Genomic DNA, 23,568 nt, shown 5'->3' with positions numbered 1-23,568 from the left:
CAGTCATACCCAATGACAAACGAAGAAGGAAGTTGTGATGAAGAGCAAATTGTTAGCAGCAGTAGCAGTCAGCATGCTGGGCCTGGTGGCCGTTGAAGCGCACGCGCAAGATGGACAATGGCTGGTGCGCGCACGCGCCGCGCATCTGAGCCCGGCCGACAAGTCCTCGCCGGTTGGCGGCGTGGGCGCATCGGACCGCATTTCGGTGTCCGACAAGACGATTCCGGAACTCGATGTCAGCTATTTCTTCACGCCGAACCTGGCGGCCGAACTGGTGCTGACCTACCCGCAAAAACATGACGTGATGCTCGACGGCGCCAAGATCGGCACCTTCAAGCACCTGCCGCCAAGCCTGCTGGGCCAGTACCACTTCAACCCGATCGGCCAGTTCAAGCCTTACCTGGGCGCCGGTATCAACTACACGCGCATCTCGAAGGTGAAACTGCTGAACGGCGCGGGCGACCTGGAAAACGACAGCGTGGGACTGGCCCTCCAGGCCGGCGTGGATTTCAAGATCGATAAAAACTGGTCGCTCAACCTGGACGTCAAGCGCATCAATATCCGCAGCGATGTGATGATCGCCGGCGCCAAAGTGAGCAGCGTGAAAGTCGATCCTGTGCTGATCGCCGTCGGTGTCGGTTACCGCTTCTGATTGACCTGGGCGTCCTGCGGGACGCCCTCTTTCTTTGGCCCGTTCGCGCTCAGCGCAGGCCGGCCTGCGGCTTGTCCTTCAGTTCCTTGATGGCCGCCAGGATATCGTCTTCCCGCAATCCGTCGAAACGCCGGTAGCCCACGTAGGTGAGCGGATAACCGCTGCCTGCGAGCGCGTTGTAAGCCATCAGGCCCGCTTCGGAGGCCTCGACGTCGACATCGTCGAACGGGATATTCTTTTCTTCAAACAGTTCGCGCTGCGCCTTGCAGTAGCCGCACCATTTGGTCCCATACAGCACCACCTTGGGCTTGTCCTGCTCGTCGAAGTGATTGGCCAGCACGATGCGTTCGCGCCGCGTCAGCGCCTCCTTGCCCAGCACCTCGCCCAGCATCCCGGCCAGCTTGTGCACATCGTCGCCCACGCTGCGCTGCTTGCCGGCGATGACGGTGGGCATGGCGTTCACACGGTATTTGCTGTTCGGCTCGGTGAGGATCACTTCCTCGAAGCTGGCGACGCGCTTTTTCAGCTCAGCACGGATCTTGTCGCACGGATCACCGCACTCGGCGCTGGTAAACAGCATCACGGCCGGCTTGCCGTCCTTGTCGAACGCGCCGTCACCGCCGCCGCCGAGGCGCCCGGTCTTGTAGGCATAGAAGGCGCCGCCGGCGATGAGGGCGAGGAAGAGGATTCGTTTCATAATTTTTTTCGTACGCCCGCCGTCACCGGCTTTGCCGGAAACAACGGGACGCTTCAGCTTATTTCCGCCCGGCCTTGATCATATAGTCAAGCATGGCCGCTTCCGACACCGAGGCCCACATGTTCTGGTCCTGGCGGAATCGCTTCCATGGCTCGTAGATGGTCTTGAACTTGGCGTTCTTGGCCGCTTCCTCGTTCATCACGTCCTGCGCCGCCTTGTAGCAGCCATCCATGATGTCTTTCGAGAAGGTGCGCAGCTTGACGCCGTTCTTCATCAAACGCGCCAGCGCGGCCGGGTTCTTGGCGTCGTACTCGGCCTGCATGCCGATGTGCGCCTCGTAGGTGGCGCATTCCAGCGCAGCCTGGTATTCCTTGGGCAGCTTTTCCCACTCCTTGATGCCGACGTAGAACGAGAAGCTCGCGCCCGCCTCCCACCAGCCCGGCGCGTAGTAATACGGCGCCACTTTGTAGAAGCCCAGTTTTTCGTCATCGTAGGGACCGACCCATTCGGCCGCGTCGATCGTGCCTTTTTCCAGCGCCGGATAAATGTCGCCACCAGCCAATTGCTGCGGCACCAGGCCGAGGCGCTCGAGCACCTTGCCGGCGAATCCGCCAACGCGCATCTTGGTGCCCTTCAAGTCTTCCACCGACTTGATTTCTTTGCGGAACCAGCCACCCATCTGGGTGCCGGAGTTACCGCCCAGGAAGTTGACGATGCCGTAGCCCTTGAAGAAGTTGCGCGTCAGTTCGCGTCCGCCGCCTTCCTGGTACCAGGCGGTGTGCTGGCGCGAGGTCAGGCCGAACGGGACCGCGCAGTCGAAGGCGAAGGTGGCATCCTTGCCGAAGTAGTAGTAGGACGCGCTGTGGCCGATTTCCACAGTGCCGGCCTGGACCGCGTCGAGCACTTGCAGGCCCGGCACGATTTCGCCGGCCGCGAACGAGCGGATGTTGAACTTGCCGCCGGTCAGTTGCGCGACACGTTTGGTAAGGATGTCCGACGCGCCAAAAATGGTGTCGAGCGATTTTGGAAAGCTGCTGGCGAGGCGCCAGTTGATGGTAGGCAGCGACTGTGCCAGCGCCGGTGCGGCGACTGCGCCGGCCGCAGCGCCGACTGCCGCTTTTTTAATAAAGGAACGACGTTCCATATGTCTGTGTCTCCTGAAGGGTTTACGTCACGGAAATACCACCAGTGTCATGGTGCCTGGGCTAGTGTATTTGCGTCTAGGCAAGCATGCAACGTAATTTATCTTACAGGAGTCTTACAGGGCAAAGCGCGGGATGCGTAAGGGGTAAGGCGTGGGCACTGCGGCCCACGCGCGAACAACAAGGCCGGTCAGCCGCCGGCGACGACCATCTTTTCGATCAGGATCGAGCCGGTCTGCTTGTTGCCACGGATGAGCACGTCATTGCCGATGGCCACGATCTGCTGGAAAATATCCTTCATGTTGCCGGCGATGGTGATTTCTTCGACCGGATATTGAATTACGCCATTCTCGACCCAGAAACCGGAGGCGCCGCGCGAATAGTCGCCGGTCACGTAATTGGTGCCCTGGCCCATCAGTTCGGTCACCAGCAGGCCGCGCCCCATCTTCTTGATCATGCCGGCAAAATCGTCGCCGCGCTTGGTTTGGGTGGAGCTCATGGTCAGGTTGTGCGACCCGCCCGCGTTGCCCGTGGTTTTCATGCCCAGCTTGCGCGCCGAGTACGACGACAGGAAATAGCCCTGCACCACGCCATCCTTGACCACGTTGCGGCGCACGGTGCGCACGCCTTCTTCATCGAACGGGGCCGAGCCGACGCCGCCGATCACGTGCGGGTCTTCCAGGATCTGGATATGCGACGGGAATACCGATTGCCCCAGCGAATCGAGCAGGAAAGTCGACTTGCGGTACAGCGCGCCGCCCGAGGTGGCTTGCACGAAGGAACCGAGCAGGCCGGCCGCCAGCGGCGCTTCAAACAGCACCGGGCAGGTGCGCGTATCGAGCGTGCGCGCGTTCAGGCGCGCCAGCGCGCGTTCGGCGGCGTAACGGCCCACCGCTTCGGGCTGGGCCATTTTTTTCGGGTCGCGCACCGAGGTGTACCAGTCGTCGCGCTGCATCTTGCTGCCCTTGCCGGCGATCGGCGCCACCGACAGGGTATGGCGTGAAAACGGATAGCCGCCCGCGAAACCGCGCGAATTGGCCGACACGAAGTGCGACTGCTGCACGTGCACGCTGGCGCCTTCGCTGTTGGTGATGCGCGGGTCGACGTCGAACGCGGCCGCTTCGGCGCGTTGCGCCAGCACCACGGCCTCTTCGGTCGAGATCATCCACGGGTAGCACAGGCGCAGGTCGCGCGGCTTGGTTTCCAGCATGTCGGGGTCGGCCAGGCCGGCGCAGTCGTCGTCGGCCGTGAAGCGGGCGATGTTGTAAGCCGCGTCGACGGTGGCGCGCAGGGCCGCCGGGGAAAAGTCGGACGTGCTGGCATTGCCGCGTTTTTGACCGATGTACACGGTCACGCCCATGCCTTTGTCTTTATTTTGCTCGATCGTCTCGATTTTGCCACGTCGCACCGACACCGCAAGCCCGCTTCCCTCGCTGATGTCGACGGCGGCATCGGTGCCGCCCATCTCCCTGGCAAAGGCCAAAACGTCGCGCGCCAGCTGTTGCAGCTGATCCTGGGTGTGGATAAAGACGGAGTCGTTCATGTGTGGTTTTCTTCGGCTGTCCGGTTAAACGGGTATGATAGCAGTCGTTTACAGTTTTCACTGATCGGCTTTACGCCTATCGGAACCATATCATGCCAAATCCAAACCGGGGCGCCTGCGGCTTCCAATCCTCCGAGTTCGAACAAGAATACGAACGCCCTTCCAAGTCCGAGCTCAAGCGCCAGATGAGCGAGCTGCAAAAGCTCGGCGAAGAACTGGTCGCCGAAGCGCGCGACCGCGTCAAGCGCGTGCCCATGCCGGAAGACGTGCGCGACGCCATCCTGGCGTGCCAGCTGATCACCAACCACGAGGGACGCCGCCGCCAGATGCAATTCGTCGGCAAGAAGATGCGCACCCTCGACGAGGAAGAAGTGGCCGTCATCCAGCGCACCATCGATAGCTGGAAAGGCATGTCCAAGGCCGATACCGCCGCCCTGCACGCGCTCGAACGCCGCCGCGACAAGCTGCTGGCCGACGACAAGGCCCTGACCGTGTTGCTCGAAGAAAATCCGGAACTCGACGTGCAGCACTTGCGCACCCTGATCCGCAACGCGCGCAAGGAACAAGCCGAGAGCAAGCCGCCGAAGGCTTACCGCGAGATCTACCAGATCCTCAAGGATATCGACAAGAAGCGCAAGGCCGCCGCCAAGCCGGCCGGCCAGGACGAGGACGAAGACGGCGAGCCGATCGATGACGAGTCCGACGACGCGTAATCTGCCCGGGCTGGCGGTTGAGCTCGTGATCGGCCTGGTGTCGGTCTCCGACCGCGCCAGCGGCGGCGTGTACGAAGACAAGGGCTTGCCGGCGCTGGCCGACTGGCTCGCCAGCGCCCTCGCCACGCCGTATCGGCTTGAAACGCGCCTGATTCCCGACGAACGGGCGCGGATCGAAGCAACCCTGGCCGAGCTGGTCGACGTGGCGCGCTGCCACCTGGTGCTCACCACCGGCGGCACCGGCCCGGCGCGGCGCGATGTCACGCCCGAAGCGACCATCGCCATTGGCACCAGGGAAATGCCCGGTTTCGGCGAGCAGATGCGCCAGATCAGCCTGCAGTTCGTGCCGACCGCGATTCTGTCGCGCCAGACCGCCGTGATCCGCGAAATCGAGGGCCACGCGGCGCTGGTGATGAACCTGCCGGGCCAGCCCAAAGCGATCAAGGAAACCCTCGAAGGTCTTAAAGATGCTGACGGCAAGCAACTGGTCGGCGGCATTTTCGCGGCCGTGCCCTACTGCGTCGACCTGATCGGCGGACCGTATATGGAAACCAACCCGGCCGTGTGCAAGGCATTCCGGCCGAAATCGGCGCTGCGTCCGGCGCCGCCAACCGAGAACAACGCATGAGCGAACTGTTAGAAACCATCGAAGTCCTCACCGCCCCCAACCCGACGGTGGCGATCATCTGGATGCACGGCCTGGGCGCCGACGGCAACGACTTCGTGCCGCTGGTCAATGAGCTGGATCTGGCCGGCCTGCCCGGCATCCGCTTCGTGTTCCCGAATGCCAACACCATGCCGGTGACCATCAACAATGGTTACGTGATGCGCTCGTGGTACGACATCGTCCACGCCGACCTTGGCCGGCGCGAAGACGAAGCCGGCCTGCGCGCGTCGCAGCAGCAGGTCGAAGCCTTGATCGCGCGCGAAAAAGCGCGTGGCATTCCGGCCTCGCGCATCGTCCTGGCCGGTTTTTCGCAGGGTTGCGCCATGACCTTGCAGACCGGCTTGCGCCATCCTGAAACGCTGGCCGGGCTGATGTGCCTGTCAGGTTACGTGCCGCTGGCCGACAAGGTGGCCGGCGAGCGTTCGGAAGCGAGCCTGGCGACCCCGATTTTCCAGGTGCATGGCCAGCACGACGGCGTGATTCCGATCTCCCGCGCCGTGGCCTCGCGCGACTTGCTCGCCGCGCTGGGCTACCAGGTCGAGTGGCACGATTACCCGATGCAGCATTCGCTGTGCCAGGAAGAAATCGACCACATCGGCGCCTGGCTCAAAAAAGTCCTCGCCTGATCAAAAAGTTGCAAAACCGGGGACAGACCCCGGTTTTGCAACTTCCGTCCGCCGACCGCCAGAGAGCGTAGAATGCGTTCTTTGATAGCAAAGGCAGACAATGAAAAAAACCGGCATGGCAAAGAGTGACGCCAAAAAATTGATGGGCAAGATGGTCGCCCCTGGCGCAGCCGGCTTCGGCAACGCCGACAACGCCGTCGTCGACCGCCGCGAACAGCGCAAGCGCGACCAGGCACTCGGCCTGGTTCCCTTCGCCGTCAAGCTCAACAGCGACCTGGTGCTGCAACTGCAAACCCTGGCCAAGGAACGCGACGCCGACCTCAACGACGTCGTCGCCGAATTGCTGGCCAAGGCCCTCGCAGCCTGATCCACCCAGCATGAAAACGGTCGTTCTCGGCGGATACGGTAACTTCGGGGCCCGCATCTGCCGTGCCCTGGCGCCCAGCCCGGGCATCGAACTGATCGTCGCCGGGCGCGACCTGGACAAGGCCAGCGCCCTGGCCCGCGCCTGCGGACACGGCGCCACCGCCGCCCGCATCGACATCCACGATCCCCAACTGACCCAAGCGCTGCGCGCCCTCGGCGCCGAGCTCGTGATCCATACCGCCGGCCCGTTCCAGCAGCAGGATTACGGCACCGCCCTGGCCACGGCCGCGGCCGGCGCGCATTACATCGACCTGGCCGACGGACGCCGCTTCGTGTGCGACTTTCCAGCCGCGCTGGACGCTGCCTTCCGCCAGCAGCAACGCGTGGCGATCACGGGCGCGAGCAGCGTGCCGGCCATGTCCTCGGCCGTGGTCGACCATCTCACGGCGCTCTGGCGCAGCATTGACTCGATCGAGATGTGCATCGCCCCGGCCCAGACCGCGCCGCGCGGGGTGGCGACCATGTCCGCCGTGCTGAGCTATTGCGGCGCGCCGATCCAGGTCTGGCAGGACGGGCGCTGGACCACCCAGCTGGGCTGGGCGGCGCCGGTCACGGTGGCCTACGCGCGCCTGCGCCCGCGCCTGGCGTCGCTGTGCGATATTCCCGACCTGGAACTGTTTCCGGCCCACTATGCGGGCGTGCGGACGGTGATGTTCCGCGCCGCGCTGGAAACCGGCATCAGCCAGCGCGGCATGGCGGCGCTGGCGGGCCTGCGCCGCTTCGGACTGGTGCGCCATCCGGAACGCTTTGCCGGCCTGCTCAACCGCGCCGCCGACGGGCTCAATTTCCTCGGCTCGGCGCTGGGCGGGATGGTGGTGCGCGTGCAGGGCGTGGACGCGGCCGGCGCGCCAGCGCAGCGCGCCTGGCATATCGCGGCCGACAACGACCACGGGCCGGAAATTCCGTGCATGGCGGCGGTGCTGCTGGCGCGTCGCCTGGCTGCGGGCACCTTGGAGGCGGTTGGAGCGCATACCAGCGTCGGCCAGCTGACCCTGGCGGAGTTCGAACCGGAGTTCGCCAAGTGGGGCATGGTCACCGACCTCGGCGAGTGATCGGTTATCATCCTTTCTCGGACAACAAACGCTGAAAGAGGTGGCAACATGGCCAAGAAAGAAGAACTCGACGAGGAAACCCTGGCGCTGATTCACTGGTGCATCGAGGTGGAAGGCTTCCTGGTGGCCGGCGGCGCAACCCAGAAGCAGGCGCAGGACCATATCGAGGAACAGGTCGAGTGGTTTACCGACCAGTTCTATGATGGACTGAGCCCGGAAGAAGCTGCGAAGGAAGCGCTCGCTTAAAGCGGCGCTTCATTGTTTGACGCGGCCGGTGCCACGCATCGGCCGTTTGATTGTTCCCCTCCACGGCACCACTGCGAACCGCAGGCCGCATAAGTTCCCTATCCCCGCTCAATCCTTGAGCCATATCCAGCAGGCGCCGCCTGGCATACGGGCGGCGTGCCAACTCGATGCCTGATTGCCCTGCCCCCCGACGATGCTGCGAAAGATGCGTTCGCTTAACGAGGCGCCAGGTCCTCCAGGGCGTCCGGCGCCTCGCAAGGCGTCCACTGTACGCGCTGGCCGTCCCACAGGTCAGCCGGGTCGGCTGGCGCTGCCGGCGGCCAGAAATCGGCCTTGAAGCGCTTGCGGTTATCCGGGTCGGTCGTGAGACGATCCCCAATGGCCAGTTCGAGCGCGTCATGCCGCTCGCGATCGCAGGCCAGCGCCGGATGCTGCGCAGCGGCCGCTTCCGGTGTTCCGCTCGCCGCAAGATAGCGGCGCCAGATGGCCCAGTCTTCCATCACCAGCGCCAGCAGCTCGGGCCCGATCGGCGACAGAAAATACACCGACGCGTCGTCATCGAGCGCGTATATATAGCCATTCTGGTAGATGTGCGGTACCCCGTCGAACTCCGCGATACCGAGCAGCGCGCCGTCGTAATATGCGTCGACGGTCAGAAGACGATCCAATTTCATTTATCCCTTTTCCTTAGCTTGCCCATAGTCCTCCAGCGCCGGCCGGTGCCACTCCCGACGCCGATTGCCGGTCGCCTCCGCTGCGCCGCTTTTTTACTATCCCCGACCGCCGCACTGCCGGGTCCGGATGATGGCGTATCGGTACTGGAATGACGAAAGTTCCATATGACAGGACGAAATTTTCAATAATCGGGCAATCATTGACCACGATACAGTGACCGCCGGTTTCCTTCAAAGCGCCCTGTGCGCCCGCGCCAATGGCGAGTACGCTGGGTGAACTCATCCCTGCAATCCGCGCTGCCGCGAACTCGCTTTCCTACGCTGACGTTCGCACCCGAGCGTTACGGTCTTGCGCTGATGAACTCGTCCATCAACACCACATCAGAGGACCATCATGATTATCGAGCCACGGTTCGACGAATACAATATCAGGAAAATCGAGACCCTCCTGCTCGCCCATCCCATCGCACGCGACTACTTCCAGGGCGAACTGTATGACAGGCGAGGCCAACGGCTCGATGGTTTCACGCTGGAGCGACACGATGGCGAACAACTTGAACTGACTGAACAACAGAGCGCACACCTCTTCATGATTCCGGACGGCTCGACTGCATGGGCCTTGCGGGTAAACGAACATGGCAATGCACCACCGGGCATGAACGTTCAGTTCATCAACCCATTCATCAAGGGCGGTGGGCAGAACAGTGTGATTGCGTTTCGCTCGGAACCAACGCCGGGCGTGGGGAGCGATGCCCTGCATATCGGCAGCATGATGCTCTCTCCCGACACCCCGCCCAGGTTTTGTACTGTGGCGTTCGCCTTGATGGCGATCGCGGCGTATCGCCTGGGCTTCTCGCATATCCAGTTGTACGGCGCCGGCTACGGCCCTTTGCAGCCCGGGGATCCGGACGCGCTGATCGGCTACTGGGTCTGGCCCAAGCTCGGTTTCGATGCCCCGGTGCACGTGGCGGAAATGACCCGGCATCCCGATACTGCGATGCACGGCCTGAGTACGGTGCAAGAAGTCTTGGCGTGCTGTCCCGCGTGGTGGAAAACATACGGTAGCGCGCGGCCAATGCAGTTCCATTTGCGCGCGAACAGTCCATCATGGTCCATTTTGCTAAACTATATTTGGAAGACGCTGGCAGCACGTTAGCCGCTTTTACAAACACAAAAGCAATTTTCCTGCAACGACACTTAAAGTGAACACGATGAAGACACCGGGTAAACAGCAAGCTGATGAGCTCGCTACATACAAGCGTGCTTCGGCGGCCTTGCGAAAGAAAACAGCCGCCGCCGCGATTCCTGACGAGCGCGAAATCCTTCCTGTGAACGGAAGAATTCGCCTGACCCTGACCGGCCAACCTCTAAATTTTGAGCAGCAAAAAGCCCTGTTCGGCGAATCGACATTTTCCCCGGCAGTGATGCGGGAACTGGCCGACGACGGCACCTGAAAATGGTGTTGCCCGCTTCGACTGCCGTTGCAGCCTGGCTACGGCGCGTCCCCACGGCGGACGCTGCTTGCCAGTCGAAGAAACGCGCGTGGAAAATTTCAGCGACCATTCATGCACTCATGCTCATCCAATCGCGTTCAATCCCGGACTAGTTGCGCCGCCGGCCTGCCCGGGCCCTACACCGGCAAGGGCGCTGCCGTCGATGCCGGCGCCGGCGTCTGCGCCGCGTTCATCACCATCGCCAAAAAAGTGTAATAGCCATTGATCCCCATCAAATCGACCACCCCTTGTTCGCCGAACAGCGCCAGCGCATGCGCATAGGTCGCGTCGCTCACCCGCTTGCTGCGGTGCAGCTCCACGCAGAAATCGAACACCACCGCTTCATCGGCCTGCAGCGCGGGTGACTTGCGGCGCTGGGCAATGGCGTCGATGACGTCCGGCGCGATCCCGCTGCGCCCGGCAATCGGCGCATGGATCGCCCACTCCACCTGCTGGTCCCACTCGCGCGCCGTGACCAGGATGGCGATTTCCGACAGGCGCGTGCCGATCGCGCTGCGATAGCGCAGGTATTCGCCCATGCGCTGCGCGCACTCCATCAGCTCCGGACTGCGCAGCAGCGGCACGAACGGGCCGACCAGCGCGCCCCTCGGGCCATCGATGACCGCCTGCGCCGCCGCCCGCTGCGCCGCCGTCAGTTGTTGCGCTGCCAATGGTCCGAGCCGGTCGATCATGCGCTTCCCCTTTTCATGTGTTGCGTTTTTTCCGCAGGCAAAAATATTCGCACGCGGCCGGAGTTAGATCAACAGAATGGCGACGTTCTCCGCTTATTGTTGATCATCAACAATTTTCATGATGAGGACAGTATGAGCCACATGATGCACCGCAACCTCCGGCAAACCCCGCGCGTTGCCGTCAGCGCCCAGGGGATGCTGGTGCGCGACAGCGAGGGCAGGACCTATATCGACGCCTGCGGCGGCGCGGCGGTGTCGTCGCTCGGGCACGGCCATCCGGACATCCTCAGTGCGATGCACCGCCAGATCGACCGCAACGCCTACGCCCACACGGCCTTTTTCACCACCGACGTGGCTGAGGAACTGGCCGACCGCCTGACCGCCGGCGCGCCGGAAGGCTTGACGGAAGTGTACCTGGTCTCGGGCGGATCGGAGGCGATGGAAACGGCGATGAAGCTGGCGCGCCAGTATTTTGTCGAAACCGGGCAAGCCGGGCGTACCAAATTCATCGCGCGGCGCCAGAGTTACCACGGCAATACGCTGGGGGCGCTGGCCGTGGGCGGCAACGAATGGCGCCGCCGCCATTTCGGGCCGCTCCTGATCGAGGTGGCGCGCGTTGCGCCCTGCTACGAGTATCGCGACCGCCTGCCCGACCAGACCCAGGACCAGTACACCAGCGCCCTGCTGCGCGAACTCGACGAACAGATCCAGGAGGCCGGCCCGCACAACATCATCGCCTTCGTGGCCGAGCCGGTGGTGGGCGCGACCGGCGGCGCGATTGCCCCCACGCCCGGCTACTTTCGCGGCGTGCGCAGCCTGTGCGACCGCTACGGCATCCTGTTCATCGCCGATGAAGTCATGTGCGGCATGGGCCGCACCGGCACCATGTATTCGATCGAGCAGGATGGCGTTTCGCCCGACATCATCACCATCGGCAAGGGACTCGGGGCCGGCTACCAGCCGATCGGCGCGGTGCTGGCCCAGCGCGCGCTGGTCGACCAGTTGCGCAAGGGCAGCGGCGCGTTCCAGCACGGGCACACCTACATCGGCCATCCGGTGGCCGCCGCCGCCGCGCTGGCGGTGCAGAAGGTGATCGAGCGCGACGACCTGCTGGCCGCGGTGCGCCTGCGCGGCGAAGCGCTGCGGCGCATGCTGCAGGCCGAATTCGGAGCGCACCCGAACGTGGGCGACATTCGCGGACGCGGTTTGCTCATCGCCCTCGAACTGGTGCGGGACCGGCCCAGCAAGGAGCCCTTCGATCCGGCGCGCAAGCTGCACGCGTCGGTCAGGAACAAGGCCATGGCCAATGGCCTGATGGTCTATCCGATGGGCGGCACCATCGATGGCGTGCGCGGCGACCATATCTTGCTGGCGCCGCCGTTCATCGCCACCGATGCCGACTTGTCGGAAATCGTCTCGCGCCTGTCCGATTCGCTGGCGGCGGCGCTCGACTGAGCCGCAAGACCCGCGCCTTAATTGGCCGGCGTCTTGACGATCAGGTCGACGATGGTCCACGAAAAGTCGGAGCGCAGCGTGTTGTCGAATACCGGATCGGTAATGCTCATGTAAAAGTCCGTGGCGTACGGCATCATGGGTTTTGGCGCCGGCACGTAGGCCGCCATGTTGTGGCAGGTGATGCAGTTCGACTGGATGCCGGTATTGGCATTGATCGTGCCATTGATCGGACGGCTGATGCCGGCGAACACATCCGGCCCGAACCCGGCTTCCAGGTAGGGGTTGTAGCCATACACCGGCGCGCCCACGTTCTTGCCCCTGGTGATCGGCTGCGCCGGGGTAACACTGGAGTACGCCAGCGACATCGCATAGTGGCGCGCCGCCCCGTCCAGGTAAGCCAGCGGACGCGCGCTGGCAATCGCAGGCGAACTGGGCGCGAGCGGACGGTCGGGATCGGCCACCCACCAGAAGGTTTGCCAGGTCCACATCTTGTTTTCACGCGAGGTGATGTGCATGCCGATCAAGATCGCGATGTCGCCCGCCACCACCGGCTTCTTGAGCTGGGCCGACAGGAAGGGCGCGTTCTCGGCCGTGATACGCGTGTGGATGAAGTCGCTCAAATAGAAGGTGTTGGCCGGCGTGCGGCGGTCGCACCCGGCATCGTTGCTGTTGCCGCCGATGCCGATCGGACGGTTGATGTCCACATACACGCAGCTGTTCCAGGCCTCTTCGCCAAAGCCGCTGTTCGGCCTGGCGCCGCCCGGCCCCGGCCAGCCCGGAAAAGCGTAGATGCCGCGATCCACGTTCTTGGGAATGATCTTGAAAACGGGCTTGATCACAATCGCGTTCGCCGGAAAATTCGGCACTTCCGAGTAGCCCTGCGCCATCAGTTGCTTGAGGGTGCTCTCGTAGAACAGGCGGTTGCTGATCGCGTGCTGCGCGGCCGGCGGATTGTAAGCGACCGACACCACGATCGCCGTGTCCGGTCTGCCGGGGCCGGGGGCCGCGGCCGATACCAGGTTCGCGTTCCTGTCGGGCCGGTGGCCATGCTGGAACTGGCGCGGCAGGTGCAGGTCGAGCGTCGGACGCTCAAGCGGCCCGATCTTGCTTTCCTCGCGCTTGCGCTCGGCCGCGCTGCGGAAAATGATGTTCCCCGGCGAGGTCCAGGTTTCGAAAGCGCGCACCACGGTGCCGTCGACGCTCCCGACCGGCTGGGTCAGCCCGGCCCACAAGCCCCAGCCATGCTGATGGATCTGGCTGTCCTGGCCGCTGAAAATCCAGTTGTTCAGCTGGGTCTCGGCCTTGGGAAACACAAACGCCGGATTCGGGCGCGGCAGGTCCGGCAGGCACACCAGGTTGCCGTCGAGGTTGCCGATATCGCCGTACTGGCGAATCGCGTTCATGCAGGTATCCAATTTGTCGAGCGTGGTGCTCTGCTGCACACCGCTGAGTTTCCTGCAGTTGGCCCTGAGCTTGTCGCCGTTGACCGAAATATTGCTACAGGAAAGTTGATAACTACCGTTAGGAATCGTCTGGGCACTGGCGGACAGTGGCAGCGCCCAGCTCGCGAGGGCGAGCAAGAGGGAAGTGCGATAGCTGGTCATGGTCTCTTTCTTCCGGGTTGAAAGGAGAAAGACCGGCATGGCGGGAACAAGCCGTCCATGCAGGCCGCGCACGCCGAATGTTGGCATGCTGGACTGCATGGTGTGCCCTTTTTCGCATTGCAATCTTACGAAAAGTCACCGGGCATCAAGCTGCGCCTTGACGCAGCAGAAGCATCCTCGCCAGCGTTGCACGGGCGGCGCCGGCACTGCCTGGCTCAGGTTTTTGCGTAGGCAATCACGTCCTGCTGCTGCTCGCCCAGACCAGCGATACCCAGGCGCAAGGTGTCGCCCTTTTTCAGGAAGCGCTGCGGGCTGCGCGCCACGCCCACGCCCGGCGGGGTGCCGGTGGCGATGATGTCGCCCGGTTCGAGCGTCATGAAGCGCGACAGGTAGCTGACGATCTGCGCCACGCTGAAAATCATGGTTTCGGTGCAGCCGGTCTGCATGCGCTTGCCGTTCAGTTCCAGGTACAGGTCGAGGCGCTGCACGTCGATCACTTCATCGCGCGTGACCAGCCACGGGCCGACCGGGCCGAAGGTGTCGCAGCCCTTGCCCTTGTCCCACTGCGGGCCGCGTTCGAGCTGGAACGAGCGTTCCGAGACATCGTTGACGACGCAGTAGCCGGCCACGTAAGCGAGCGCCTCTTCTTCGCTCACGTACTGCGCGCGGGTGCCGATCACCACCCCCAGTTCGACTTCCCAGTCGGTCTTCTTGGAACCCTGCGGCAGCATCACCGGATCGTCCGGGCCGGACAGGCAGGTGACCGCCTTCATGAACACGATCGGCTCAAGCGGTGGCGTGGCGCCGGTTTCGGCGGCGTGGTCGGCGTAATTGAGGCCGATGCCGATGAATTTACCGACGCCCTTGATCGGCACGCCCAGGCGCGGCGTGCCGCGCACCAGCGGCAGCGTTTTGTAATCGATCTTGGCCAGCTTGCGCAGCGCCTTGTCCGACAACAGCGACGCATCGATATCGGCGACGACGCCGGACAGGTCGCGCAGGCGTCCTTCTTCATCGAACAAGCCGGGTTTTTCCTTGCCGGGACGGCCGTAACGAACCAGTTTCATGTGTATTCCTTCAGTGGGGGACAGCGTAAAGTCGCCCGCGATTGTAGCGCAGGCCGGCCCACAGGCCTGGCGCAGGGTCAGCGCAGGGTGTGCAGATAGGCGCTGATGTCGACCGCGTCGGCCTCGCTCACGTCCTGCACCGGCATGGCGGTGAGCGGGTCGATGGCGTGCGGATCGCGGATCCAGCGCACCAGGTTTTCCTGCGTGTTGGGCAGGTGGCCGGCGATGAAGCGGCGCTTGCCAAGGCCGTCCAGGGGCCGCCCGACATAGGTCTCGGGGCCGGTCACGCCGGGTACCACGTGGCAGGCGTTGCACGCGTACTGGGTCAGCGCGATGCGCCCGCGCTGCGGGTTGCCCGGCCAGCGCGCCGGCGGCGCGGGCGCCACCGCTGCGCGCGCGGGCGATGCGGTCATGGCGGCGTAAGCGGGCGGCGCCAGTTCCGGCAGCTTGACCATGAAGGCCACCAGCGACCAGATTTCATCGTCGGCCAGGTGGTACTCCCAGGCCGGCATGCCGCTCATCTTGATGCCGTTCCTGGTAATCCAGTATAACTGCGCCGGCTGCCAGCGGCGCGCCGCGTCGACCAGCGGGCCTGGCACCGGCTGCATGCTCTTGCCAAAGTCCTGCTGCGCCACGCCGGGCGCGCCGTGGCACTGCACGCAGTGGTCGCGGTACACCAGCGCACCCTGGGCGATGCGCGCCGCGTCGAGCCTGGGCACCGTCACCTCGCGCGCGTGAAAGCGCACCGAGTCGCGCATGCCCTGCTCGAGCAAGGTGTGCACGAACTGGAAATGCTGGTCGGTCGCGGCCACGTTGTACCAGCCGCTTTTGAGCACCAGCGCGGCGCCGGTGGCGCCTGCCACGGCGGCGATAAGCACAGTCGCGGCAGCGGTCTTGAAGATGAGGCGGACGCGGTTGGAAGGCATGGTCTAGCGCCGCCGGAGGGCGCGTTCTGTTGAAAAAATGATAGCAAATTTTCTTGTATTATATCGGTCCAAGTCGCTTTCGCAGGATCGTAACGTGCGCGTGTTTCCCCTTCCGATCGCCGTGGCGGCCGTGCTGTGCACGGCCCTGGCAGGCTGCGACAATCGCGCCGAACCCCTGCCCCTGGCGCTGGCCGGCGGCGACGCGGCCCTGGGCAAACGCCTCATGGAGCAGTACCAGTGCGGCGCCTGCCACGCCATCCCCGGCGTGGGCGCGGCCACCGGCAGCGCCGGCCCGCCGCTCGACAAATTCGGCCGCCGCAGCTACATCGCCGGACGCTTTCCCAATTTGCCGGGGCCGCTGGCCGACTGGCTGGTCGATCCCCCCGCCATGAAACCCGGCACCACCATGCCCAACGCCGGCGTCTCCAAAGCCGAAGCGCGCCACATGGCGGCCTACCTGTATACCTTGCGATGAGCGCAGCCTCGTCGCCGCCCGTGCTGGCGCCGGTCCTTCAATCGGTGCTGCACCCGGCCGGCCCGGACGCGGCCATCATCAGCCAGTTCGCCTGGGTCCTGTTCGGCGGCGGCGCGCTGGTGTTCGCGCTGGTGATGGTGCTCACCGCGCTGGGCCTGGGGCGGCGCGCGCGCACGGTGCGGCCGATGGCCTGGATCGCCGGCGCCGGCGTAGCCTTTCCGGTGGCGGTGCTCACCGTGCTGCTGGCGTGGAGCACCTGGCGCAGCGGCCAGATGGCGGCCCAGACCTCGCAGCACGCCACCCGCATCGCGGTCAGCGCCAACATGTGGTGGTGGGAGGTGCGCTACCCAAACCCGGCCGGCGGGCCGGACATCGTCAGCGCCAATGAAATCCATATTCCCACCGGGACCCCGGTGTACCTGGGCCTCACCGCCAGCGACGTGATTCACAGTCTGTGGGTGCCGGCGCTGGGCGGCAAGATGGACATGGTGCCGGGGCGCGTCACCGGATTGACCTTGCAGGCCGACAAACCCGGCGTGTACCGCGGCCAGTGCGCCGAATACTGCGGCGAGCAGCACGCGCGCATGGCGCTGCACGTGATCGCCCACGCGCCGGCCGATTACGCCGTCTGGCTGGCGCGCCAGGCCAGGCCGGCCAACCCGGCCAAGCCGGCCAATGACGCCATCCTCGCGCGCGGACGACAAGCCTTCATCGACCAGCGCTGCGTGGTGTGCCACACCATTCGCGGCGTGAGCGACGTGACGCGCCTGGGGCCCGATCTGACCCACGTGGGCGGACGGCTGCACATCGCCGCCGGCACCCTGCGCACCCATCGCGGCACCCTGGCCGGCTGGATCGCCGACCCGCACAGCATCAAGCCCGGCGCGCGCATGCCGCCGGCCAGCATGGACGGCGGCACCCTCAACGCGCTGGCCGCCTACCTCGAACAACTCAAATGACCAGCACCGCATCGCTTCCCAACGCACTTCCCAACGCTTTGCCGCGACCTCCCGGCGAACTCGAACGCCTTGAAGCGGCATGGAAGACGCCGACCGGCTGGCGCTATCTGACCACGGTCAACAACACCAATATCGGCCTGCTGTACATCGGCACCTCGCTGCTGTTCTTCCTGCTGGCCGGTATCCTGGGCCTGTTGATGCGCATGCAGCTGGCGGTCCCCGAAAACACTTTTTTAAGCGCCTCGACCTACAACCAGGTGTTCACCATGCACGGCACGGTGATGATGTTCCTGTTTGCGATTCCCGTGGTCGAAGCGATCGCGGTCTACCTGCTGCCCAACATGCTGGGCGCGCGCGACCTGCCCTTCCCGCGCCTGTCGGCCTATGCTTTCTGGGCCTACGCCATCGGCGGGCTGGCGTTTTTCTGCACCCTGTTCGTCGGGCTGGCGCCGGACGGCGGCTGGTTCATGTATCCGCCGCTGACCGGCAAGGCCTACTCGCCCGGCCTGAACGCCGACTTCTGGCTGCTCGGGATCGGTTTCATCGAAATCTCGGCCATCGCCGGGGCGATCGAACTGATCGTCGGCATCCTGTTTACGCGCGCGCCGGGCATGACGCTCGGCCGCATGCCGGTGTACGCGTGGGCCATGCTGGTGGTCGGCCTGATGATCGTGTTCGCCTTCCCGGCGATTATCGCCGGCACCGCGCTGCTCGAACTCGAACGCGCCTACGACTGGCCGTTCTTCATCGCCGACCGCGGGGGCGATCCGATCCTGTGGCAGCACCTGTTCTGGTTCTTCGGCCATCCCGAGGTGTACATCATCTTCCTGCCGGCCGCCGGCATGGTCTCGACCATGATTCCGACCATCGCCGGGGTGCCGCTGGTGGGCCGGCGCGCAATCATCGTGGCGCTGGTGGCGGTGGGCTTTTTCAGCTTTGCGCTGTGGGCCCACCACATGTTCACGGCCGGCCTGGGCGTGCTGAAAATGAGCTTCGTGTCGGCCGCCAGCATGGCCGTGGCGGTGCCGACCGCGATCCAGGTGTTCGCCTGGATCGCCACCATGTGGCGCGGTCGCGTGGCCATGACGGCGCCGGCGCTGTTCCTGCTCGGCTTCATGTTCATTTTTGTTCTCGGCGGACTGACCGGGGTCATGGTCGCCGTGCTGCCGTTCGACTGGCAGGTGCACGACACCTACTTCATCGTCGCCCACCTGCACTACGTGCTCATTGGCGGCATGCTGTTTCCGGTGTTCGCGGCGCTGTATTACTGGATCCCGCTGATCAACGGTAACCAGCTCTCGGAGCGCCTGGCGCGCTGGGTGTTCGGACTGATGTTCGGCGGCTTTAACGTGGCCTTCTTCCCGATGCATATCACGGGCCTGTTGGGCATGCCGCGCCGGGTGTACACCTACAACAGCGAGATGGGCTGGGATGGGCTGAACATGCTCTCGACCGTGGGCGCCTTTGTGTTCGCCTCCGGGGTGCTGCTGTTCCTGTTCGACCTGGCGCGCACCCTGCGCATGGCCGGCAAGGACGTCGGCAACCCGTGGAACGCGGCCACGCTCGAATGGCTGCCGTCGGAAGACTACGGCAACCGCAGCATCGCGCGCATCACCTCGACCGATCCGCTGTGGGAGCAGCCGACCCTGGCGCGCGAGGTCGAGGCGGGAGAGCACTACCTGCCGGGCACCGTCAGCGGACGGCGCGAGACCATCGCCACCAGCGCGCTCTGCGCCGTGCCGCGCTACCTGATGATCCTGCCCGGCGACAGCTGGTGGCCCCTCATCGCCGCCACCGGCACGGCCGGCTTCTTCCTGCTGCTGACGGTCAAACTGACCTGGACCGCCTGGGCCTGCGGCATCGCGGCCATTGTCGGCATTGTGGCGTGGCTGTGGCAGTCGGACCGCCCGCCGCCGCTGGCGCATGCCAGGGTGGGCGCGGACCTGACCCTGCCGGTGGGCGCGCGCGGCACCGCCTCGCATTCGTGGTGGGCGACCCTGATCATGCTGGTGGTCGATGCGACCATCTTTGCCTCCTTCGTGTTCGCCTACATTCATATTTCGATGCGCCTGACCGTGTGCCCGCCGCCGCAGGCCGCGCTGGCCGCGCCTTTGTGGCCGCTGCTATCGAGCGCCCTGCTGATCGCCAGTTCGGCGCTGATCTGGCTGGCCAGCCGCGCGGTGGAGCGGCGCCGCCTGACCCCGCTGGTGCTGGCGGCGCTGGTGTGCATGCTGGCCGCGTTTGCGTGCGACTTCAACGGCCAGCGCCTGGCCGGGCTCGCGCCCACCGCGCAGGCCTGGAGCGCCACGGTGGCGACCCTGCTCGCCTACCAGGGCCTGCATGTGCTCACCCTGGTGCTGGCGGCGCTGTATCTGTGCGCGCGCGCCTGGCGCGGGCATGTGACCAGCGCCAGCCGGGCGACCCTGGATAACACGGCGCTGATGTGGCATTACACCAGCCTGCAGGGCATCGTGGCGGCGGCCGCGATCCACGTGGTGCCATGGGTGATGGACTGATCATGCGCGAACGCCTTTTCAGCAAACTGCTGCACGCCTGCGCACCGCTGCTGGTGTGGGCCCTGCATTTTTTCTTTTGCTATGTGTGGGTGGCGGCGCTGTGCGCCCCAGGCCTGATCGACGGCGAGGCGCCGCGGCGGGCGGTGGTGGGACTGGCGTCGGCGCTGGCGCTGGGGGGGGGCCTGTGGCTGGCGTGGCGCGCGCGCCATGTGCTGGCCAACGCGTCGGAGGCGACGCGCTTGCTGGACTGGGCCAGCGCCGGCAGTGCGGTGCTGGCCGTGGCCGGCGTGGCCTGGACCAGCCTGCCGGCCTTGATGCTGGACGGCTGCGGCTAATTGGCCGCGACGGGCGCGGCCGCCGGTGCCGCCGGCGTCACGCGCCAGATGACATTACCCACATCATCGGCCACCAGCAGCGCGCCGGCCTTGTCGACCGCCACGCCGACCGGACGCCCATAGGCGTCGCCCGCTTCGTTCACGAAGCCGGTCAGGATCTTGACCGGTTTGCCTTTCGGCGCACCGTTTTCGAACGGCACGAACACCACGTTATACCCGCTCAGCGGTTCGCGATTCCACGATCCGTGCTGGCCGATAAACGCGCCGCCCGCGTACTGCGCCGGGAACAGTTTGCCCTCATAGAATACCATGCCGAGCGGCGCCACATGGCTGCCCAGCGCGTAGTCGGGCACGATGGCCTTGGCCACCAGCTCCGGCTTGGGCGGCTTGACGCGCTCGTCCACATGCTTGCCGTAGTAGCTGTACGGCCAGCCGTAAAACCCGCCATCCTTCACCGAGGTCAGGTAATCGGCCACCAGATCGCTGCCCAGCTCGTCGCGTTCATTGACCACCGTCCACAAAGCGCCGCTCTGCGGCTGCCAGCCCATGCCGTTCGGATTGCGCAGGCCCGAGGCGAACAGGCGCGTGGCCTTGCTGGCCAGGTCGACTTCGAGGATGGCGGCGCGGTTGACCTCGTTCTCCATGCCGTTTTCGGCCACGTTGCTGTTCGATCCGACCGTCGCGTACAGCTTGCTGCCATCCTTGCTGGCGATGATGTTCTTGGTCCAGTGGTGGTTGATCGGCCCGCCCGGCAAGGCGGCCACCGTTTCGGGCGCGGCGGAAATCGCCGTCTCGCCGCTGCGGTAAGGAACCTTGACGATGGCGTCGGCATTCGCGATGTACAGCACGTCGCCCACCAGCGCCATGCCGAACGGCGAATTGAGGCCCTTGAGGAATTCGGTGCGCACTTCGGCCACGCCATCCCCGTCGGCGTCGCGCAACAGCGTGATGCGGTTGGCGCTGGGCACGCCCGCGCCGGCCTTGGCCATCACCTTTTTCATCACGAAGCCCTTGATGCCCTTGCCGTCTTCGGGCTTGGGCGGGGCGTTGGTTTCGGCCACCAGCACGTCGCCGTTGGGCAGCACGTACAGCCAGCGCGGATGGTCCAGCCCGCTGGCCATGGCCTTGACCGCCATGCCGCTGGCGGCGCGCGGGGTCACGCCCGCCGGCCAGCTCTTGGCGGGTGCGATATTGACAGTGGGAATGAGCGTCTTGTTCGGCGCGGGAATCACCGGGGCCGGGCCGACATCGGCGGTGGGCGGCAGGGTGGACTTTTCGCCGCAGGCCGCCAGGCCCAGCAGCATGCAGCCTGCGAGCAGGCGAACGGACGGATGGTCGCGCATGGGAAATCTCCTTGGATTGGAACGGAAAGCGGTCCCGGCGATTCTAGACGAATCGTCCAGTTTTGCTCGCCCGTTACGCCGCGCCATCCTCCCCTTCAGGCCGTCTTGCCGAAATCCTCCTCAACGACCAGGATCGGCGCCACGCCGCTGGCCGCGCGCCGTTCCAGCGCATACATCACCAGGCCCGGCAGTTGCAGCAGCACCAGCACGCCGAACCCGACCCGGTAGGCGATGGCCGGATAGTGGCCTACCGCGTCCGGCGCCCACAAGCCGATCAGCTGGCCGAAACCGGCCTGCACTAGGAAGGCGCCGATAAAGATCAGCATGTTCAGGCAGGACGAAGCCGGTCCGGCCAGCTCGCGCGGCAGGCTTTGCTGCACGATTGTGTATTCGATGCCGGTGATGGTGCCCACCAGGGTGAACAGCACGGCCAGTTGCGCAAAGGTCGGCGAATGGTTCAGCACGACCGCGCACTGGACCAGCACGAACCCGGCCACCCCGACCGCCGCCACGTCGAGCGGAGCGATCCCGCGCCGCTTGGCCCATTCGGTAATCATGCCGACCGCGATGGCGCCGAAGATGACAGCGGCCATGCTCAGGTACAGCAGGTAGGCCACGGTGCCCTCGGGAAAACGGGCGACGTCGGACAGCCAGCGGCCGATCCACAGTCCCTGCATGCCCCAGTAAATGGTGTGCGACAGCAGCACCAGCATGATGGTCTTGCGAAAGGCGCGGTTGCGCCACACGTCCAGCAGCGCCTGTGCGGTCGGCGCCTTGCCGGTCGGTGCGGCGCTTTTGCGCGGCCTGACCATCCAGGCGAACACGGCGATGGCGGCGGTCAGCACGGCCAGGGCGATGAACAGGCCGCGCCAGTCGGTGAGCTCGAGCACGCGGCGCACCGGCAGCGTGGCCGAGGCCGAGCCCAGGCCGCCGAAGGCGATCAGGAAGCCGACCGACGATGGCAGCCGTTCCGCCACCACCCCGGCCGAGATGGCCTTCACCGCCACCATCATCGTGCCGCCCACGCCAAAGCCGATCACCGCGCGCGCGGCTACCAGCTGGGTCAGGGTTTGTCCGTAGGCGAACATCAGCGCGCCGAGGGCCGCCAGCAGCAGCATGGCCAGCTGCACCTTGTGCGGGCCGTGACGCTCCAGGGCGTAGGCGGTGGGCAGCTGGGCCAGCACCACCGAAAAAAAGAAGGTACTGGTGAGCAGGCCGAGCTGGCCCGGGTTGAGCGAGAGCGACGCAACCAGGTCCGGCACCAGCACCGCATTCACATTGCGCAGCAAGGCATGCATGTACTGGCCGAGTGCGAACGGCAGGAATACCGTGAAGAACAGCGCGGCACGCGGTTGCCAGGCCGTTTTTTGCACATCGCTCGTGGCAGGTTCCAAATCCGGTGCCGGGCTGGCGGCCGGGTCCGCGTCCTTGCCGCGCCAGAAAATGCTGCGGATGGTCTCAGTGCGCATTGCGGACTCCGGTGAACGATGAATAGGTTGCAGGCTCGCCGCCAACGACTTTTCGCTTCAAAAAATTGTCGACAGGAATTAATACTAAAAGCCTGCACCCGATCCAAATTGTCTTGCGTCAACTTACCCGGCAAAAACTTCCCCAGAGGAATCTATTTCCCAGAGAAATGCCCAGTGTTGTCTTTGGGGCGTGCCGGGCCTGGCGGATAGCGCTGGCTTGACCTGGCGCAATTGGCAGCGCGGTCGCGGGCGTACATTGGGAAATGCGTCAAGGCAATATTCACCCAATGAAATTCTCCCTGAAGGAAGTCACCATGAAGCTGCTGTTCACCGCTACCACCCTGGGCCTGGCCATTGCGGCCGGGCATGTCTGCGCTGCCGAGCCGGCCGAAAAAGATGCCATCGCCCTGGTCGAAAAAGGCGTCGCCCTGGTCAAGTCGGATGGCAAGGCCGAGATGATCAAGCGCATCAACGCCAAGGACCCCACCTTTGTGCAAAGCGCGCTGTATATCTATATGTCGGACGCCAAGACCGGCGTGATCCTGGCGCACCCGATGAACCCGGCCCTGGTGGGCAAGGACCTCATCGACGTGCCGGACACCAACGGCAAGCCGTTCCGCCGCGCGGGTGTCGATCTGGTGGCCAAGCAAGGCAAGGGCTGGATCGACTACACCTACAAGAATCCCGCCTCCGGCAAGATCGAGCCGAAGACCACCTATCTGATGCGGGTCGACGATGTCATCTTGCAGGCCGGCATCTACAAGAAATAAGTCAACATCCTCACCTGACACGCGGG

At 64.8% G+C, this 23,568-nt stretch carries 25 protein-coding genes; 15 read left to right on the top strand and 10 right to left on the bottom strand.

What is annotated here, in order from left to right; genetic code table 11:
* Positions 1 to 37: 37 nt before the first annotated feature.
* Complete coding sequence (locus tag F1609_RS00870) at positions 38 to 652, top strand: OmpW/AlkL family protein (RefSeq protein ID WP_167073760.1); 615 nt, start codon at positions 38 to 40, stop codon at positions 650 to 652.
* A gap of 49 nt (positions 653 to 701) precedes the next feature.
* Here the strand turns inward: F1609_RS00870 and F1609_RS00865 are convergent, their stop codons facing one another.
* The 3 genes from F1609_RS00865 to pmbA all read right to left on the bottom strand — a co-directional run bounded on the left by F1609_RS00865 (position 702) and on the right by pmbA (position 4,034).
* On the bottom strand, positions 702 to 1,349 hold the full coding sequence (locus F1609_RS00865) for a glutaredoxin family protein (protein WP_167073758.1): 648 nt from the start codon (positions 1,347 to 1,349) through the stop codon (positions 702 to 704).
* 58 nt (positions 1,350 to 1,407) lie between these two features.
* Entirely contained in the window at positions 1,408 to 2,493 is a 1,086-nt protein-coding gene (locus F1609_RS00860; RefSeq protein ID WP_167073756.1) for a TRAP transporter substrate-binding protein, read from the bottom strand.
* Between the two features lie 188 nt (positions 2,494 to 2,681).
* Positions 2,682 to 4,034: a metalloprotease PmbA gene (pmbA, locus tag F1609_RS00855; RefSeq protein WP_167073754.1), complete on the bottom strand. Its 1,353-nt coding sequence runs from the start codon at positions 4,032 to 4,034 to the stop codon at positions 2,682 to 2,684.
* Between the two features lie 92 nt (positions 4,035 to 4,126).
* Here pmbA and yjgA point away from each other — a divergent pair, with 92 nt between their 5' ends.
* From yjgA to F1609_RS00825, 6 genes are all read left to right on the top strand, one after another.
* Positions 4,127 to 4,747, top strand: coding sequence for a ribosome biogenesis factor YjgA (yjgA, locus tag F1609_RS00850; protein ID WP_167073752.1), 621 nt, complete (start codon positions 4,127 to 4,129; stop codon positions 4,745 to 4,747).
* Positions 4,725 to 5,375 carry a molybdopterin adenylyltransferase gene (gene mog, locus F1609_RS00845; RefSeq protein ID WP_167073750.1) on the top strand — a complete coding sequence of 217 codons (651 nt, stop codon included), beginning with the start codon at positions 4,725 to 4,727 and terminating at the stop codon, positions 5,373 to 5,375. The genes yjgA and mog overlap by 23 nt, the downstream gene beginning before the upstream one ends.
* Positions 5,372 to 6,040 carry an alpha/beta hydrolase gene (locus tag F1609_RS00840; protein ID WP_167073748.1) on the top strand — a complete coding sequence of 223 codons (669 nt, stop codon included), beginning with the start codon at positions 5,372 to 5,374 and terminating at the stop codon, positions 6,038 to 6,040. The genes mog and F1609_RS00840 overlap by 4 nt, the downstream gene beginning before the upstream one ends.
* 100 nt (positions 6,041 to 6,140) lie before the next feature.
* Positions 6,141 to 6,407, top strand: a complete 267-nt coding sequence (locus tag F1609_RS00835) for a hypothetical protein (RefSeq protein ID WP_167073746.1) — start codon at positions 6,141 to 6,143, stop codon at positions 6,405 to 6,407.
* Between the two features lie 10 nt (positions 6,408 to 6,417).
* Complete coding sequence (locus tag F1609_RS00830) at positions 6,418 to 7,518, top strand: saccharopine dehydrogenase family protein (RefSeq protein ID WP_167073745.1); 1,101 nt, start codon at positions 6,418 to 6,420, stop codon at positions 7,516 to 7,518.
* 48 nt (positions 7,519 to 7,566) lie between these two features.
* Complete coding sequence (locus F1609_RS00825; protein ID WP_167073743.1) at positions 7,567 to 7,764, top strand: hypothetical protein; 198 nt, start codon at positions 7,567 to 7,569, stop codon at positions 7,762 to 7,764.
* 215 nt (positions 7,765 to 7,979) lie between these two features.
* On the opposite strand, the gene F1609_RS00820 is transcribed toward F1609_RS00825, so the two are convergent.
* Positions 7,980 to 8,438, bottom strand: coding sequence for a hypothetical protein (locus F1609_RS00820; RefSeq protein ID WP_167073741.1), 459 nt, complete (start codon positions 8,436 to 8,438; stop codon positions 7,980 to 7,982).
* A gap of 394 nt (positions 8,439 to 8,832) precedes the next feature.
* Between F1609_RS00820 and F1609_RS00815 the strand changes: the two genes are divergently transcribed.
* Both F1609_RS00815 and F1609_RS00810 read left to right on the top strand, forming a co-directional pair.
* Complete coding sequence (locus F1609_RS00815) at positions 8,833 to 9,594, top strand: hypothetical protein (RefSeq protein WP_167073739.1); 762 nt, start codon at positions 8,833 to 8,835, stop codon at positions 9,592 to 9,594.
* Between the two features lie 46 nt (positions 9,595 to 9,640).
* A complete protein-coding gene (locus F1609_RS00810) occupies positions 9,641 to 9,892 on the top strand; it encodes a hypothetical protein (RefSeq protein WP_167073737.1) in 252 nt (83 codons plus the stop codon).
* A 176-nt stretch (positions 9,893 to 10,068) separates the two neighbouring features.
* On the opposite strand, the gene F1609_RS00805 is transcribed toward F1609_RS00810, so the two are convergent.
* On the bottom strand, positions 10,069 to 10,623 hold the full coding sequence (locus F1609_RS00805) for a carboxymuconolactone decarboxylase family protein (protein ID WP_167073735.1): 555 nt from the start codon (positions 10,621 to 10,623) through the stop codon (positions 10,069 to 10,071).
* Between the two features lie 132 nt (positions 10,624 to 10,755).
* Between F1609_RS00805 and F1609_RS00800 the strand changes: the two genes are divergently transcribed.
* The gene (locus F1609_RS00800) at positions 10,756 to 12,078 is read left to right on the top strand and encodes an aspartate aminotransferase family protein (protein ID WP_167073733.1); all 1,323 of its coding nucleotides are present in this window, start codon (positions 10,756 to 10,758) and stop codon (positions 12,076 to 12,078) included.
* Positions 12,079 to 12,095: 17 nt separating this feature from the next.
* Here F1609_RS00800 and F1609_RS00795 read toward each other — a convergent pair whose 3' ends face one another.
* The 3 genes from F1609_RS00795 to F1609_RS00785 all read right to left on the bottom strand — a co-directional run bounded on the left by F1609_RS00795 (position 12,096) and on the right by F1609_RS00785 (position 15,675).
* Positions 12,096 to 13,682: a CVNH domain-containing protein gene (locus F1609_RS00795; RefSeq protein WP_167073731.1), complete on the bottom strand. Its 1,587-nt coding sequence runs from the start codon at positions 13,680 to 13,682 to the stop codon at positions 12,096 to 12,098.
* A 215-nt stretch (positions 13,683 to 13,897) separates the two neighbouring features.
* On the bottom strand, positions 13,898 to 14,749 hold the full coding sequence (locus F1609_RS00790) for a fumarylacetoacetate hydrolase family protein (RefSeq protein WP_167073729.1): 852 nt from the start codon (positions 14,747 to 14,749) through the stop codon (positions 13,898 to 13,900).
* A 77-nt stretch (positions 14,750 to 14,826) separates the two neighbouring features.
* Positions 14,827 to 15,675, bottom strand: a complete 849-nt coding sequence (locus tag F1609_RS00785) for a c-type cytochrome (protein ID WP_167073727.1) — start codon at positions 15,673 to 15,675, stop codon at positions 14,827 to 14,829.
* Between the two features lie 94 nt (positions 15,676 to 15,769).
* Here F1609_RS00785 and F1609_RS00780 point away from each other — a divergent pair, with 94 nt between their 5' ends.
* The 4 genes from F1609_RS00780 to F1609_RS00765 are packed head-to-tail and all read left to right on the top strand — an operon-like array spanning position 15,770 to position 19,960.
* Positions 15,770 to 16,150: a c-type cytochrome gene (locus F1609_RS00780; protein ID WP_370661584.1), complete on the top strand. Its 381-nt coding sequence runs from the start codon at positions 15,770 to 15,772 to the stop codon at positions 16,148 to 16,150.
* Positions 16,147 to 17,109: a cytochrome c oxidase subunit II gene (locus F1609_RS00775; protein ID WP_167073723.1), complete on the top strand. Its 963-nt coding sequence runs from the start codon at positions 16,147 to 16,149 to the stop codon at positions 17,107 to 17,109. The genes F1609_RS00780 and F1609_RS00775 overlap by 4 nt, the downstream gene beginning before the upstream one ends.
* A complete protein-coding gene (gene ctaD / locus F1609_RS00770) occupies positions 17,106 to 19,625 on the top strand; it encodes a cytochrome c oxidase subunit I (protein WP_167073721.1) in 2,520 nt (839 codons plus the stop codon). The genes F1609_RS00775 and ctaD overlap by 4 nt, the downstream gene beginning before the upstream one ends.
* A 2-nt stretch (positions 19,626 to 19,627) precedes the next feature.
* Complete coding sequence (locus F1609_RS00765) at positions 19,628 to 19,960, top strand: hypothetical protein (RefSeq protein ID WP_167073719.1); 333 nt, start codon at positions 19,628 to 19,630, stop codon at positions 19,958 to 19,960.
* Here the strand turns inward: F1609_RS00765 and F1609_RS00760 are convergent.
* Entirely contained in the window at positions 19,957 to 21,303 is a 1,347-nt protein-coding gene (locus tag F1609_RS00760) for a PQQ-dependent sugar dehydrogenase (protein WP_167073717.1), read from the bottom strand. The genes F1609_RS00765 and F1609_RS00760 overlap by 4 nt on opposite strands.
* Before the next feature lie 95 nt (positions 21,304 to 21,398).
* The gene (locus F1609_RS00755; protein WP_167073714.1) at positions 21,399 to 22,772 is read right to left on the bottom strand and encodes an MFS transporter; all 1,374 of its coding nucleotides are present in this window, start codon (positions 22,770 to 22,772) and stop codon (positions 21,399 to 21,401) included.
* A 287-nt stretch (positions 22,773 to 23,059) separates the two neighbouring features.
* Here F1609_RS00755 and F1609_RS00750 point away from each other — a divergent pair, with 287 nt between their 5' ends.
* Positions 23,060 to 23,542, top strand: a complete 483-nt coding sequence (locus F1609_RS00750; RefSeq protein WP_307730485.1) for a cache domain-containing protein — start codon at positions 23,060 to 23,062, stop codon at positions 23,540 to 23,542.
* The last annotated feature ends 26 nt before the right edge of the window (positions 23,543 to 23,568 follow it).

It is taken from the genome of Massilia aquatica (assembly GCF_011682045.1).
Taxonomy (GTDB): Bacteria; Pseudomonadota; Gammaproteobacteria; order Burkholderiales; family Burkholderiaceae_D; genus Telluria_A; species Telluria_A aquatica.
The sequence above is the reverse complement of the archived record's forward strand: the minus strand, read 5'-3'. Positions and strand labels throughout refer to the sequence as shown.

What these genes read in the sequence shown, in the direction of transcription:
- F1609_RS00870 (WP_167073760.1), top strand. Translation starts at nt 38, where the DNA reads ATGAAGAGCAAATTGTTAGCAGCAGTAGCAGTCAGCATGCTGGGCCTG.
- F1609_RS00865 (WP_167073758.1), bottom strand. Translation starts at nt 1,349, where the DNA reads ATGAAACGAATCCTCTTCCTCGCCCTCATCGCCGGCGGCGCCTTCTAT.
- F1609_RS00860 (WP_167073756.1), bottom strand. Translation starts at nt 2,493, where the DNA reads ATGGAACGTCGTTCCTTTATTAAAAAAGCGGCAGTCGGCGCTGCGGCC.
- pmbA (WP_167073754.1), bottom strand. Translation starts at nt 4,034, where the DNA reads ATGAACGACTCCGTCTTTATCCACACCCAGGATCAGCTGCAACAGCTG.
- yjgA (WP_167073752.1), top strand. Translation starts at nt 4,127, where the DNA reads ATGCCAAATCCAAACCGGGGCGCCTGCGGCTTCCAATCCTCCGAGTTC.
- mog (WP_167073750.1), top strand. Translation starts at nt 4,725, where the DNA reads ATGACGAGTCCGACGACGCGTAATCTGCCCGGGCTGGCGGTTGAGCTC.
- F1609_RS00840 (WP_167073748.1), top strand. Translation starts at nt 5,372, where the DNA reads ATGAGCGAACTGTTAGAAACCATCGAAGTCCTCACCGCCCCCAACCCG.
- F1609_RS00835 (WP_167073746.1), top strand. Translation starts at nt 6,141, where the DNA reads ATGAAAAAAACCGGCATGGCAAAGAGTGACGCCAAAAAATTGATGGGC.
- F1609_RS00830 (WP_167073745.1), top strand. Translation starts at nt 6,418, where the DNA reads ATGAAAACGGTCGTTCTCGGCGGATACGGTAACTTCGGGGCCCGCATC.
- F1609_RS00825 (WP_167073743.1), top strand. Translation starts at nt 7,567, where the DNA reads ATGGCCAAGAAAGAAGAACTCGACGAGGAAACCCTGGCGCTGATTCAC.
- F1609_RS00820 (WP_167073741.1), bottom strand. Translation starts at nt 8,438, where the DNA reads ATGAAATTGGATCGTCTTCTGACCGTCGACGCATATTACGACGGCGCG.
- F1609_RS00815 (WP_167073739.1), top strand. Translation starts at nt 8,833, where the DNA reads ATGATTATCGAGCCACGGTTCGACGAATACAATATCAGGAAAATCGAG.
- F1609_RS00805 (WP_167073735.1), bottom strand. Translation starts at nt 10,623, where the DNA reads ATGATCGACCGGCTCGGACCATTGGCAGCGCAACAACTGACGGCGGCG.
- F1609_RS00800 (WP_167073733.1), top strand. Translation starts at nt 10,756, where the DNA reads ATGAGCCACATGATGCACCGCAACCTCCGGCAAACCCCGCGCGTTGCC.
- F1609_RS00795 (WP_167073731.1), bottom strand. Translation starts at nt 13,682, where the DNA reads ATGACCAGCTATCGCACTTCCCTCTTGCTCGCCCTCGCGAGCTGGGCG.
- F1609_RS00790 (WP_167073729.1), bottom strand. Translation starts at nt 14,749, where the DNA reads ATGAAACTGGTTCGTTACGGCCGTCCCGGCAAGGAAAAACCCGGCTTG.
- F1609_RS00785 (WP_167073727.1), bottom strand. Translation starts at nt 15,675, where the DNA reads ATGCCTTCCAACCGCGTCCGCCTCATCTTCAAGACCGCTGCCGCGACT.
- F1609_RS00775 (WP_167073723.1), top strand. Translation starts at nt 16,147, where the DNA reads ATGAGCGCAGCCTCGTCGCCGCCCGTGCTGGCGCCGGTCCTTCAATCG.
- ctaD (WP_167073721.1), top strand. Translation starts at nt 17,106, where the DNA reads ATGACCAGCACCGCATCGCTTCCCAACGCACTTCCCAACGCTTTGCCG.
- F1609_RS00765 (WP_167073719.1), top strand. Translation starts at nt 19,628, where the DNA reads ATGCGCGAACGCCTTTTCAGCAAACTGCTGCACGCCTGCGCACCGCTG.
- F1609_RS00760 (WP_167073717.1), bottom strand. Translation starts at nt 21,303, where the DNA reads ATGCGCGACCATCCGTCCGTTCGCCTGCTCGCAGGCTGCATGCTGCTG.
- F1609_RS00755 (WP_167073714.1), bottom strand. Translation starts at nt 22,772, where the DNA reads ATGCGCACTGAGACCATCCGCAGCATTTTCTGGCGCGGCAAGGACGCG.
- F1609_RS00750 (WP_307730485.1), top strand. Translation starts at nt 23,060, where the DNA reads ATGAAATTCTCCCTGAAGGAAGTCACCATGAAGCTGCTGTTCACCGCT.